Here is a 10,873-nt window from a genome sequence, read left to right on the forward strand (position 1 = left end):
ACGCGATGCGTGAATTTGTTTTCCGTTAATATTTATATGCTTTGCGTTAATGTAACCTATTCATTATCATGATATTTGTATAGCATTAAAATAGTAATTAACTAATAATAATTATCATGAACAACAACGGAAATACAGCACTAGGCGTTTTAGCAGGTGCAACCATAGGTGCCGTACTAGGTATTTTATTTGCTCCTAACAAAGGTAGCGTAACCAGACAACGCATTGTAGACAGTGCGGAAGCTCAAAAAGAAAAATTGGCGTCTACAGCAACAGATTTACGCGATAAAGTAGCTGAAACCATTAGTGCTGAAAAAGATAGTTTGGAGAATAGGGTAGAGTCCATTGTTTCCGACGCCAGTTATAAGGCCGAAGATGTAATTACGACTCTAGAAGCCAAATTAAAGGATTTAAAAGCGAAGAATAAAAAACTTCAAAAATCCTAAATCCCTATGGGTGTATTTAAAACCATAGGAGACCACGCAAATAACGCCACCCATATAGCCGAGCGCTATTTAAAAACTACGCATCAATACTATAAGCTAAAGTTTTTTAAAGAAATAGCTTTTGCGGTTAGCATGGTAAGTAAGGTGCTTTTAATAGGGGCTTGCATTGCCATTGCACTAATTTTTGCAGCTGTTTCTGGAGCGCTATTTTTAGGGCAACTTTTCAATAATTTGGCTTTAGGTTATGTAACTATGGCTGGCATTTTTGTGCTATTAGCTTGGTTGATTTACAGCAACAGACACCTTGTAAACACCTACGTGCTAAAGAAAATGAGTGCTAACTTTTTTTCTGATGACGACTCGGATTTTTAACAACTAATTTAAACCCTAGCAACTTAAAAAAAGCTTGTATGAAACCAACCTTTTCAAATTTTCAGCAAATTGATATCCGACTGCGACAATTAGATTTAGAGCGACAAATAGCTAAAGAAGAATTAAAACTTTTGAAAACCGAAATTTCACAAGAATTCCAACCCTATTCATGGGTGGAACCACTTGTAAAAGGCGCCAGTAAGTACGGTATTTTTTACATGCTTAAGGCGCTATTTTCAAAACGCTAACTACTATTGGTAGTTTGTAGAAACTACAAACTTAAAATTTGAATTATGACAATTTTTGAAGCCATCCGGACCGATCACGATACACAACGCAACTTGTTAAATAAGTTGGTAGAAACATCTGGCGATACAGCCAAAAGAACAGCTATTTACAACAAGGTAAAAAAACAATTAAAAGTTCATGCCGATGCCGAGGAGCGTCATTTTTACAAACCATTAATTAGCAACGACATGATGCAAGATCACGCCAGACATGGCATTGCGGAGCATCACGAAATTGACGAACTATTAGAACAATTAGACAATACAAGCATGGACCAAGCCGCATGGCTAAAAATTGCAAAAAATTTACAAGAAAAAGTAACCCATCATTTAGATGACGAGGAACACAGTTTTTTTCAATTAGCAGGAAAGGTTTTTACCGCCAATCAAAAAAATACGTTAGCAAAAGCCTATCAGGATTACATGCAAACACATTTATAAAACTAGAGATGTTATATAGCAGGCATCTTTAAAGAAATCTGCTTATCAATATAAATAAATTATATCATGACAACATACACTAAAGAAGTAGGCGATAAATTAAATGCCTTACTTGAAAAAAATTACGATGCAGAAAAAGGCTATAAAAAAGCTGCAGAAAACACTGATCACAACGCTTTAAAACGCTTTTTTAATAAAAAAGCAGAAGAACGTTATAATTTTGGACACCAACTTAAATCAGAAATAAGAAGTTTTGGTCAAGAAGTGGACAAAGGCGGTAGCGCAACCGGAACAGCACACCGTGCGTGGATGGATGTGAAAGCTTTATTTTCAATGGATAATGAAGAATCCATGTTGGAAGAAGCTATTCGCGGCGAAAAAGCATCGGTAGAAGAATACAACGACGTGCTAAACGAAACAGCTTTGCCAGTTTCTACCAGAGACTTGGTGCTTCAACAGAAAAATACCATTTCGCAAGAACTACAAAGCATCAAAAAATTAGAAGATTTGCAATAATAGTTTTGGCAAATTAAAATAGACGTTAAAGAAGGAGATGTACAGTACGTCTCCTTTTTTTTTTGGGTTAAATAGCTTTCCTAAAAAAAAAGGTGGTAAACATCTGTAAATGAGTTAAAAGGAAATTTAAATGAGCAAGGTTTAGCCAGCAAAAAAATGGATATTTGTATTATAGCTTACTGAAAGTCAGTGTGCTAATTAACCAATTAACACTTTTATTTATGCTACGTTGGACCATTATTTTTATCGTATTAGCTATTATAGCCGGAATTTTTGGTTTTGGCGGAATAGCGGCAGGCGCTGCTGGAATAGCCAAAATTCTATTTTTTATTTTTATCGTTTTATTAATTATTTCACTTATTCGAGGTAGAAAAGCGTAAACGAACCCATTCTTGTTAAATCATTTAAAATTAGTATTATGAAAAAATTTCTTTATTTATTCTTATTTATTTTCAGTTTGTCTTTGGTATTGCCTAGCTGTCGCGAACAAAAAAACGACAGTGTAGAAGATGTTGCCGATGATGTAGGCGATGCAGTTGAAGATGCAGCAGACGATGTGGAAGATGCGGTAGATTAAAAATAGGTTAAAAACTATGTTATACAACTAAAAATCCGTATTTTAGGAATTATAAAAGCAGGCTATTGCAATCGCATGTTAGCCTGCTTTAATGACACCTTAAATAAAATGATTACTATGGAACAACAGCGCAACGAACTTAATTACATACAAAAATATCAAGCACGCGGCTACACAAGTAGTTTTAAATGTGTTGAAAATGAACTGGTAGAATTGGAAACAAGAACACCTTACAAGCCCGAAGATATTATTATAAAACGCACGCACCGTTTTGAAGGTATGAGTAACCCGTCGGATATGTCAATATTATTTGTAATTGAAACGAAAGATCATAAAAAGGGTTTGGTTACCGCTTCCTATGGTATTGATAGCGATACCGCTTTAGATACTTTTTTTAAAAGTATACCAGCTGCCAACGATCATTCAAACGATGCCATTTAAATAATATCAAAATCACTGAAAACCTTAATGGGTTTCCGAAGGGAGGTATTTACTAACCTCCGATGGTGTTTTTATTAAATAATGACGGCTGCCATTAATAAGTACAGGACCTTTTAAACAAGTTGGTTCACTCTGCAGTACTTTAATCCAGTCGGTTTCTTTTAAATTTACAGGTTCAGAGCCATAAGCCTCTTTAAAATTAGGATGCTTTTTATCTACTAAATCGGCAACCGCTAAATCAAGATTTTTAGCGAGCTCCGTCCACTGTGTTCCCGTTACTTTTGTTTTCGAAATATCAATGGCTAAAACATCCTTGTTTGTGGCCTGCACGTATGCAAAAGCTTGTTGCCCCAAACTATTATTGGAGTTGTAATACAGTTTCACTTCACGTTTATTTTTGGCTATTGTACCCATGGTTTTTAATTTTAAAAATACGGGATAACCGCATGTTTGCATAACGTAAAAAAAATAAGTTTTAACGCATTTACTACAAACCATGGGTTATACCTATCTATTCGAATATTGAAGCTAACCGGTTCCGCCAGCTATTGCTAATTTCAATAGCTACATAATAACTTTTAATAAGAAAATGAAGCCATTTCTTTCAAAAACTATACTTTTGTAATATTAATAATAATGATACTATGTCTGAAACTATAGAAAAAATTAAATGCCTTATTATTGGGTCAGGACCTGCTGGTTACACAGCAGCTATTTATGCGGCTCGTGCAAATATGAAACCCGTATTATACCAAGGTTCGCAGCCAGGAGGCCAATTAACTACAACCAACGAAGTAGAAAATTTTCCAGGTTATCCAGATGGTATAACTGGACCTGCCATGATGATGGAGTTGCAAAAACAAGCCGAGCGTTTTGAAACAGACGTACGCGATGGTTGGGTAACCAAAGTAGACTTCTCGGGCGATGTTCACAAGGTATGGGTTAACGATACCAAGGAAATTCATTGCGAAACAGTTATTATTTCTACAGGGGCTTCGGCAAAATACCTGGGCTTGGAGTCTGAACAAAAGTATTTACAATTAGGCGGTGGCGTTTCTGCATGTGCTGTATGCGATGGCTTTTTTTATAAAAACCAGGAAGTGGTTATTGTAGGTGCAGGCGATAGTGCATGCGAAGAAGCACATTACTTATCAAAACTATGCAAAAAAGTAACCATGTTGGTAAGACGCGATGAGTTTAGAGCGTCTAAAATTATGGCAGCACGCGTTCAAAATACACCAAACATTACTATTTTGTATAACACTGAAACCGATGAGGTTTTAGGAGACGGACAAGTGGTTACAGGAGTGCGTGTATTTAATAATAAAACAAACGAACGATACGAGATTCCAGCTACTGGTTTTTTTGTGGCTATAGGGCATAAACCGAACACAGATATTTTTAAAGACTTTTTGAAGCTAGACGAAACGGGCTATATAATTAACGAACCTGGTACTTCCAAAACCAACATTCCTGGTGTATTTGTGTCGGGCGATGCAGCAGACCATGTGTACCGCCAAGCCGTTACAGCAGCAGGCACCGGATGTATGGCAGCACTGGATGCCGAGCGTTATTTAGCAAGTAAAGATGTAAATTTTGAAGTAAGTACGCCAACGTACAATTAATGCTTGTTCTATTAATAGCTGTTATTTTTTTGAAAATTAATAGCCTTTTAAAGCAGTAATACACATTTTAAAAAAAACCGAAACACGCTATTGTGTTTCGGTTTTTTGTTTTTGGTAGTATCTAATGCGCTTATTTTGTTAATCGGTTGCTGGGCAATCCAAACAAATGATACCATTTTTTGTTATTTTTAAGTAATGTCCTTCCATGCCATTTTCTAGAAGATCGTTGTAATAACCCGGATTTTTGTGAAAAGAATAGGTGTTATTATCTGCCACCAACACGGTTTGCTCTGGTAAATACAACGTAACTTCAACTAACTGATTGCTAAATTTGTTATCAATATCTGTGGTTAAAAAAGGATTTAGCAGCAATGTATTTTGGCTAAAACTATAGTCGTAACGAATATTTTCTGCTCGATTTTTGGCCAATAATAAACTACTTCCTTCAGCTTGCTTTTCAACAGTAAGGTAGGCTGTTGTATCTGGGGTAGCTTTTACAATAAACCGAATATTTCTGTTGTAAATAATTTGTTTGTTAGTATTGGTATAGGCAATGCGGCCAGCTTGGCTGCTACGCTTCATTTTTTTATTATACGTGTGGTTTTCTGCCATTTTCACAAAAACGGTATCCAATGCTTTTACAGGTAAGGTTTCTTGTTGTACCGTTTGAGCATCAAATGCGTGTTCCGAAGCATGTTTTATACCTATTACTGCTAAACTAATAAGCGCTATAAGCCACAAGCCTAAAAGTGAAAATTTAGCAATATTACCAATAGATTTTAAGTTTGTAACCAATATTTTAAGGCCTAAATAAAATATAAAAAAGAACGGAATTCCAATGCTTAAAAACACCAGTAAGGATGCAAGCCAAATGGGTGTATTTGCAGTATTGGCGGCATCTAGTAATTCAAAACCTGGAATATTTACAATATCGGTAACGTTTACAGATAGCAATCCAATAAGCAAACTTATAAGGGTGCTGGCACCAATAATAATTAATAACACACCTATAAATTTAGCTATAACGTTAAAGCAGAAGAGACATACCGCACCTACAGCCTCAAAAAATTTTTGAGAGCTAGACTTTACCTGTTGGCCTTTTTTTTTAAAATTTACATGTTTGGCAGCGTCTGATACCGTATCTGATACCGATTTGGCAGTTCCTGATAGCGTATCGCTTACATTTTTGGCTACATCGCTTACATTGTCGAAACCATCTTTAATTTTTTTTTCGATATTACTAATGGTAATCGGTTCGCCTTTCATGGATAGTTTGTCTGCCGTACTTTTGGCTTCTGGAATTAATATCCACAATAAAATATACAGTAAAACACCTGTGCCCGCACCAAATATGAGTAAAATCCATATTAGCCTTATCCAAACAGCATCCAGGCCAAAATAATGTCCTAAACCAGCGGCTACACCACCTATATATGAGTTTTCGGTGTCTCTAAAAAGCTTTTTACTAGTGGCTGTTTTAGCTTGGCTATTTGGCGCATCTGTAAACATACTATCGTCCACAATATAATCTTCCGGTTGCCCCATAATAACAATAATGGCATCAACCTCTTTAAGGCCAATTACTTGTTTGTCGTGTGTAACGCGCTCGGTAAATAATTCGGCAATACGCGCTTCAATGTCGGCAAGAATTTCATCTTCGCCTGGTTCACCTGCAAAAGATCGTTTAATAGCCTCTAAATAGCCTTGTAATTTTAAATATGCATCTTCATCTATATGAAAAAAGATACCAGCCAGATTTATGTTAATTGTTTTATTCATTGTCGTGTTTTTTGTTTTGTGTTACTATACTTACAGCATGTTGTAGTTCGGTCCAGGTTGTGGTAAGCTCATCCAGAAATAATTGCCCGTTTGGAGTAAGGCCATAATATTTTCGTGGCGGACCAGAAGTGGACTCTTCCCAACGGTAGTGCAACAATTCGGCATTTTTAAGTCTGGTTAAAAGCGGATAAATTGTGCCTTCTACCACCAATAATTTAGCATCTTTAAGGGTCTGTAAAATTTCGGCTACGTAGGCATCGTTGTCTTTAAGCACCGATAAAATACAGTATTCTAAAACACCCTTTCGCATTTGTGCTTTCGTATTTTCTATTTTCATGTGTGTATGTCGTTTTGCAGAAAACATAGGTTATTATACCGGTTTTCTTTTAGGTTTTTTACATTTTTTATGGGTTTCATATGCTGTAGTGTTATTGCCTTTAAAGCCTGTTATTTTAAAAAATTTATAGTTAAAGGATAGTTGTAAATATTACCGTTTCGGGCTGCTAATGCGGCTTTTATTATAAAAATAAATTCCAAAATAAATCCTGTAATAAGCAGGATACCTAATATGCTTAAAGTATATATAACATATACAGGCATCGTAACAGTTTCTAGAAATTGCTGCCAGTTTTCAGGTGTAAAACCTTCCAAACCGGCAATTAAATTATAGGCTAACAATAGTAAAGTAAGACTGCCTATAAATAAAATATACAGCGTAATACTAATTTGAAAGTTAATAGCCTGTTTACCGTGAGCATCCAAAAATTCAGATTTCTTTTTATGGAGTAGCCAAAAAATTAAGGGACCAATAAAATTTCCAAAAGGAATAAAGTACCTTGAAAAAATAGAAAGGTGCAAAAAAGTACCTAGATGTTTTTGATGTGTGTTTGGCATTTTAAAAAGTATATAATAGTTTCTTATGCAAATATATATATTTTAAATAGTATTATGTAATACAAAGTACCTAATTTTAACACAGAATTAACATATATGTATTGGTATATTTTCAATATATTTAAAGCATAATCGAACTATATGCCACTTTCTCCTTCAAAAATTAACACTTTTCTATTTTTTAAATTACCCGCTGCTTACATTGCAGGTGTGCGGGTTCGGGATGTTAATAAAAGTAGCTGTGTGGTTTCTGTAAAGCATAAATGGATAAATCAGAATCCGTTTAAATCCATGTTTTGGGCGGTTCAGGGTATGGCGGCCGAACTTGCTACGGGTGCTTTAGTGATGCAAAAAATTAGAGAGTATGGGAAGCCTATCTCCATGCTGGTATTAGCTAATAACGCCCGATTTTACAAAAAAGCTACAGGAAAAATAATATTTACCTGTAAAGATGGCGACTCACTAGATGCTGCCGTACATAAGGCCATACAAACAGGCGTGGGCCAAACAATCTGGATGCATGCAGTTGGTACTAATGAAAACGGTATTGTGGTAGCGGAATTTAATTTTGAATGGACGCTTAAATTAAAAGAACCTTCAGACTAATGAAAAACATGGTTAAGCGTATGCTTTTTCGCAGGATTAAGTTTTTGGACTTCTCCAAATAATATTAAAAATAACAACTAACTTTAAAATTTAAAATCATGGAACCTCACGAAATAGATTACGCTATTTATGGCGAAGAAATGCAATATGTAGAAATTGAATTGGATCCGCAAGAGGGTGTTATTGCCGAAGCAGGTAGTTTTATGATGATGGATAATGGTATAAAAATGGAAACTATTTTTGGCGATGGTTCCGCTAAAAACAAAGGGTTATTAGGGGCTTTATTTGGAGCTGGAAAGCGTATTTTAACTGGAGAAAGTTTATTTATGACAGTATTTTATAACTCACAAGCAGGCAAGGCTCGCGTGAGTTTTGCTTCGCCATACCCCGGAAAAATTATACCTATTAATTTAACCGCTTTTAATGGAAGATTTATTTGCCAAAAAGATGCGTTTTTGTGCGCAGCCAAAGGTGTAAGTGTTGGTATTGAGTTTAGCAAGCGTTTGGGTCGCGGACTTTTTGGTGGTGAGGGCTTTATTATGCAAAAATTGGAAGGTAATGGCATGGCATTTGTTCACGCGGGTGGCACTTTGGCAAAACGTGTATTACAGGCAGGCGAAACCCTTAAGGTAGATACAGGTTGTATTGTTGGCTTTACAGATACAGTAGATTACGATGTGGAATTTGTGGGCGGTATAAAAAATAGTTTTTTTGGTGGCGAAGGCTTATTTTTTGCCAAACTGCAAGGTCCGGGCACCGTATATATTCAGTCTTTGCCTTTTAGCAGATTAGCGGGTAGGGTCCTGGCTGCCGCACCACAAGGAGGCGATACCAAAAAAGGAGAAGGCAGTATTTTAGGTGGTATTGGCAATTTACTTGATGGCGATAATAAGTTTTAAAATAACCCTAAACCTATTAATAGTTGGTATTAAAGGAAAACAATTAATGAGTTAAATTTATTTGTTTTAAAAAAACCTAGGCACACTATTAATTCGTTAAAGTTTTGTTTAAACATTCTAAATAGTATGAATTTTTCACTATATTTAAGAAGTAATAATAAAAACAACGCCTATAACAGAACAGTACTTTTTAACTTAAAATTTTAAAAAATGGCAAGAGCAATGTTTGAGTACACCAAAATGGTACTTAATAAAGTTAGTTTTGATGCTACGTTGTTTTGCAAGGAAGTACAAAAAGCGCTTCAACGTTTATTACCTTACGAAATTGAAGAGCTTAAGGTTTACATTGAATCTTTAGTACAGCAAAACCCCGAATTGGACCAATGTTTAATTTATTTAAAAACCTAAAAGAAAATTATAAAAAAAGTGACCTTAAAAACAGGTCGCTTTTTTTATTTGGATAGCGGACTAATTATTTTAACATTCTGAAAAGCAATTGCGCCCCTTATTATACCAGAAATTACGCCATGCATGGCATCGATAATTTGCATTTTTAACTCGCTTTTATGATAGAGTAAACTCACTTCGCGTGCGGGTGTTGGCTCGTTAAAAAAGCGTAAGTTTTTTTTGGCTTTGTCACTTAAATCTATGGTATGTAAATAAGGTAAAAGTGTCATTCCTAAACCTTCGTTGGATAGTTTAACCAAGGTTTCTATGCTACCACTTTCCAGCTGAAACTGATCGTCTATTTGGTTTTTGAACGCTTTGCAAAGGTTAATAACACCGTCCCTAAAACAATGACCATCCTGTAATAAAAGCATATCGTCTATTTCTAAATCGGTTGTCTCCAATGTAACTTTTTTATGTAAACGATGATTTTCAGGTATATAACCTACAAATGGTTCAAAAAACAGCACGCGCTCTTTTATAGCCTCATGCTCTAAAGGCGTTGCAGCAATAGCAGCATCCAGATGTCCTTCTGTAAGCCTGGCTATGATGTCTTCGGTGGTAAGTTCTTCTATTTTTAATTTAATTTTGGGGTATTTTTTTATGAATGCCTTCAAAAACATGGGCAATAAGGTTGGCATAATAGTAGGAATAATTCCTAGCTTAAATTCGCCGCCAATAAAGCCCTTTTCTTGATCTACAATATCCTGAATGCGATACGATTCGTTTACAATATTCTTGGCCTGATTAACAATTTTTTTGCCAACTTCTGTTAGTTCTATGGGTTTTTTACTTCTATCAAAAATTAAAACATCCAATTCGTCTTCTAATTTTTGAATTTGCATACTTAAAGTAGGCTGGGTTACAAAGCATTTTTCGGCTGCTTTGGTAAAGTTTTGCTGTTCGGCAACGGCTAACACGTAGTACAGTTGGGTAATGGTCATGAATATCAATTTAGACTATAAAAATATAAAATGTATCAATAAAACTTATGTAAAAAGCACGTAAATATTGCGTAAATTTACGTTGAACCAAAAAAGAAGATGATTATGACATTAAACACAATTGGATTAAGCCAATCGAAAACGAAAGATATTGCAAAAGATTTAAATGTGCTGTTAGCAAATTTCCAGGTTTACTACCAAAATTTACGCGGTGTACACTGGAATATTAGAGGAAAACGTTTCTTTGACTTACATGTAAAATTTGAGGAATTGTATACCGATGCTAATATGAAAGTAGATGAAATAGCAGAACGTATCCTGACCCTAGGCGAAACGCCTTTACATACTTTTGAAGATTATACAAAAGCGGCTAAAGTTCCTGTTGGTAAAAATGTGTCGGAAGATGAAAAAACAGTGCGTTTAATTGTAGATTCGCTTTCTGAATTGCTTAAAATAGAACGTCAAATTTTAAATAAAACCGATGAGGTAGGGGACGAGGGTACCAATGCCATGATGAGTGATTTTATTACCGAACAAGAAAAAATAGTTTGGATGTTTAAAGCTTGGTTAAACGAAACCGTGTAAAACGGTTGTTATAA

General features: G+C 35.3%; 18 protein-coding genes. 13 read left to right on the forward strand and 5 right to left on the reverse strand.

Annotated elements, in window-relative coordinates; translation table 11 throughout:
• Positions 1–116 precede the first annotated feature (116 nt).
• From ACFSQP_RS01850 to ACFSQP_RS01885, 8 genes are all read left to right on the forward strand, one after another.
• A complete protein-coding gene (locus ACFSQP_RS01850) occupies positions 117–446 on the forward strand; it encodes a YtxH domain-containing protein (RefSeq protein ID WP_376891336.1) in 330 nt (109 codons plus the stop codon).
• A gap of 6 nt (positions 447–452) precedes the next feature.
• Complete coding sequence (locus ACFSQP_RS01855) at positions 453–818, forward strand: hypothetical protein (RefSeq protein WP_376891338.1); 366 nt, start codon at positions 453–455, stop codon at positions 816–818.
• Positions 819–856: 38 nt separating this feature from the next.
• Complete coding sequence (locus ACFSQP_RS01860) at positions 857–1,066, forward strand: hypothetical protein (protein WP_376891340.1); 210 nt, start codon at positions 857–859, stop codon at positions 1,064–1,066.
• 45 nt (positions 1,067–1,111) lie between these two features.
• On the forward strand, positions 1,112–1,546 hold the full coding sequence (locus ACFSQP_RS01865; RefSeq protein ID WP_376891342.1) for a hemerythrin domain-containing protein: 435 nt from the start codon (positions 1,112–1,114) through the stop codon (positions 1,544–1,546).
• A gap of 66 nt (positions 1,547–1,612) precedes the next feature.
• Positions 1,613–2,062 carry a ferritin-like domain-containing protein gene (locus ACFSQP_RS01870; RefSeq protein WP_376891343.1) on the forward strand — a complete coding sequence of 150 codons (450 nt, stop codon included), beginning with the start codon at positions 1,613–1,615 and terminating at the stop codon, positions 2,060–2,062.
• A 221-nt stretch (positions 2,063–2,283) separates the two neighbouring features.
• Positions 2,284–2,442, forward strand: a complete 159-nt coding sequence (locus ACFSQP_RS01875; protein WP_376891345.1) for a DUF1328 family protein — start codon at positions 2,284–2,286, stop codon at positions 2,440–2,442.
• Positions 2,443–2,480: 38 nt separating this feature from the next.
• On the forward strand, positions 2,481–2,639 hold the full coding sequence (locus tag ACFSQP_RS01880; protein ID WP_376891346.1) for a hypothetical protein: 159 nt from the start codon (positions 2,481–2,483) through the stop codon (positions 2,637–2,639).
• Positions 2,640–2,756: 117 nt separating this feature from the next.
• Positions 2,757–3,080 (forward strand): hypothetical protein, encoded by a 324-nt coding sequence (locus tag ACFSQP_RS01885; RefSeq protein WP_376891347.1) that lies wholly within the window; start codon positions 2,757–2,759, stop codon positions 3,078–3,080.
• A gap of 24 nt (positions 3,081–3,104) precedes the next feature.
• Here the strand turns inward: ACFSQP_RS01885 and ACFSQP_RS01890 are convergent, their stop codons facing one another.
• Positions 3,105–3,494, reverse strand: a complete 390-nt coding sequence (locus ACFSQP_RS01890; protein WP_376891348.1) for an arsenate reductase family protein — start codon at positions 3,492–3,494, stop codon at positions 3,105–3,107.
• Between the two features lie 230 nt (positions 3,495–3,724).
• Here ACFSQP_RS01890 and trxB point away from each other — a divergent pair, with 230 nt between their 5' ends.
• Positions 3,725–4,705 (forward strand): thioredoxin-disulfide reductase, encoded by a 981-nt coding sequence (gene trxB, locus ACFSQP_RS01895; RefSeq protein ID WP_376891350.1) that lies wholly within the window; start codon positions 3,725–3,727, stop codon positions 4,703–4,705.
• Between the two features lie 138 nt (positions 4,706–4,843).
• On the opposite strand, the gene ACFSQP_RS01900 is transcribed toward trxB, so the two are convergent.
• From ACFSQP_RS01900 to ACFSQP_RS01910, 3 genes are all read right to left on the reverse strand, one after another.
• Complete coding sequence (locus ACFSQP_RS01900) at positions 4,844–6,484, reverse strand: PspC domain-containing protein (RefSeq protein ID WP_376891351.1); 1,641 nt, start codon at positions 6,482–6,484, stop codon at positions 4,844–4,846.
• Positions 6,477–6,821 carry a PadR family transcriptional regulator gene (locus ACFSQP_RS01905; RefSeq protein WP_376891352.1) on the reverse strand — a complete coding sequence of 115 codons (345 nt, stop codon included), beginning with the start codon at positions 6,819–6,821 and terminating at the stop codon, positions 6,477–6,479. The genes ACFSQP_RS01900 and ACFSQP_RS01905 overlap by 8 nt, the downstream gene beginning before the upstream one ends.
• Before the next feature lie 110 nt (positions 6,822–6,931).
• The gene (locus ACFSQP_RS01910; protein WP_376891354.1) at positions 6,932–7,378 is read right to left on the reverse strand and encodes a DUF4870 domain-containing protein; all 447 of its coding nucleotides are present in this window, start codon (positions 7,376–7,378) and stop codon (positions 6,932–6,934) included.
• A gap of 141 nt (positions 7,379–7,519) precedes the next feature.
• Here ACFSQP_RS01910 and ACFSQP_RS01915 point away from each other — a divergent pair, with 141 nt between their 5' ends.
• The 3 genes from ACFSQP_RS01915 (at position 7,520) to ACFSQP_RS01925 (ending at position 9,291) form a co-directional block, all read left to right on the forward strand.
• Complete coding sequence (locus ACFSQP_RS01915) at positions 7,520–7,984, forward strand: DUF4442 domain-containing protein (RefSeq protein ID WP_376891355.1); 465 nt, start codon at positions 7,520–7,522, stop codon at positions 7,982–7,984.
• A gap of 98 nt (positions 7,985–8,082) precedes the next feature.
• Positions 8,083–8,883, forward strand: a complete 801-nt coding sequence (locus ACFSQP_RS01920) for a TIGR00266 family protein (protein WP_376891356.1) — start codon at positions 8,083–8,085, stop codon at positions 8,881–8,883.
• A gap of 210 nt (positions 8,884–9,093) precedes the next feature.
• Positions 9,094–9,291, forward strand: coding sequence for a hypothetical protein (locus ACFSQP_RS01925; RefSeq protein WP_376891358.1), 198 nt, complete (start codon positions 9,094–9,096; stop codon positions 9,289–9,291).
• A 44-nt stretch (positions 9,292–9,335) separates the two neighbouring features.
• Here the strand turns inward: ACFSQP_RS01925 and ACFSQP_RS01930 are convergent, their stop codons facing one another.
• Entirely contained in the window at positions 9,336–10,274 is a 939-nt protein-coding gene (locus ACFSQP_RS01930) for a hydrogen peroxide-inducible genes activator (protein ID WP_376891359.1), read from the reverse strand.
• A 105-nt stretch (positions 10,275–10,379) separates the two neighbouring features.
• On the opposite strand from ACFSQP_RS01930, the gene ACFSQP_RS01935 reads away from it, so the two are divergent.
• Positions 10,380–10,859: a Dps family protein gene (locus ACFSQP_RS01935; RefSeq protein WP_376891361.1), complete on the forward strand. Its 480-nt coding sequence runs from the start codon at positions 10,380–10,382 to the stop codon at positions 10,857–10,859.
• Positions 10,860–10,873 lie beyond the last annotated feature (14 nt).

Source organism: Bizionia sediminis (assembly GCF_042684585.1).
Taxonomy (GTDB): Bacteria; Bacteroidota; Bacteroidia; order Flavobacteriales; family Flavobacteriaceae; genus Algorimicrobium; species Algorimicrobium sediminis.

Bases quoted from the DNA above. Each gene is read 5' to 3' on its own strand.
- ACFSQP_RS01850 (WP_376891336.1), top strand. From the start codon at position 117: ATGAACAACAACGGAAATACAGCACTAGGCGTTTTAGCAGGTGCAACC.
- ACFSQP_RS01855 (WP_376891338.1), top strand. From the start codon at position 453: ATGGGTGTATTTAAAACCATAGGAGACCACGCAAATAACGCCACCCAT.
- ACFSQP_RS01860 (WP_376891340.1), top strand. From the start codon at position 857: ATGAAACCAACCTTTTCAAATTTTCAGCAAATTGATATCCGACTGCGA.
- ACFSQP_RS01865 (WP_376891342.1), top strand. From the start codon at position 1,112: ATGACAATTTTTGAAGCCATCCGGACCGATCACGATACACAACGCAAC.
- ACFSQP_RS01870 (WP_376891343.1), top strand. From the start codon at position 1,613: ATGACAACATACACTAAAGAAGTAGGCGATAAATTAAATGCCTTACTT.
- ACFSQP_RS01875 (WP_376891345.1), top strand. From the start codon at position 2,284: ATGCTACGTTGGACCATTATTTTTATCGTATTAGCTATTATAGCCGGA.
- ACFSQP_RS01880 (WP_376891346.1), top strand. From the start codon at position 2,481: ATGAAAAAATTTCTTTATTTATTCTTATTTATTTTCAGTTTGTCTTTG.
- ACFSQP_RS01885 (WP_376891347.1), top strand. From the start codon at position 2,757: ATGGAACAACAGCGCAACGAACTTAATTACATACAAAAATATCAAGCA.
- ACFSQP_RS01890 (WP_376891348.1), bottom strand. From the start codon at position 3,494: ATGGGTACAATAGCCAAAAATAAACGTGAAGTGAAACTGTATTACAAC.
- trxB (WP_376891350.1), top strand. From the start codon at position 3,725: ATGTCTGAAACTATAGAAAAAATTAAATGCCTTATTATTGGGTCAGGA.
- ACFSQP_RS01900 (WP_376891351.1), bottom strand. From the start codon at position 6,484: ATGAATAAAACAATTAACATAAATCTGGCTGGTATCTTTTTTCATATA.
- ACFSQP_RS01905 (WP_376891352.1), bottom strand. From the start codon at position 6,821: ATGAAAATAGAAAATACGAAAGCACAAATGCGAAAGGGTGTTTTAGAA.
- ACFSQP_RS01910 (WP_376891354.1), bottom strand. From the start codon at position 7,378: ATGCCAAACACACATCAAAAACATCTAGGTACTTTTTTGCACCTTTCT.
- ACFSQP_RS01915 (WP_376891355.1), top strand. From the start codon at position 7,520: ATGCCACTTTCTCCTTCAAAAATTAACACTTTTCTATTTTTTAAATTA.
- ACFSQP_RS01920 (WP_376891356.1), top strand. From the start codon at position 8,083: ATGGAACCTCACGAAATAGATTACGCTATTTATGGCGAAGAAATGCAA.
- ACFSQP_RS01925 (WP_376891358.1), top strand. From the start codon at position 9,094: ATGGCAAGAGCAATGTTTGAGTACACCAAAATGGTACTTAATAAAGTT.
- ACFSQP_RS01930 (WP_376891359.1), bottom strand. From the start codon at position 10,274: ATGACCATTACCCAACTGTACTACGTGTTAGCCGTTGCCGAACAGCAA.
- ACFSQP_RS01935 (WP_376891361.1), top strand. From the start codon at position 10,380: ATGACATTAAACACAATTGGATTAAGCCAATCGAAAACGAAAGATATT.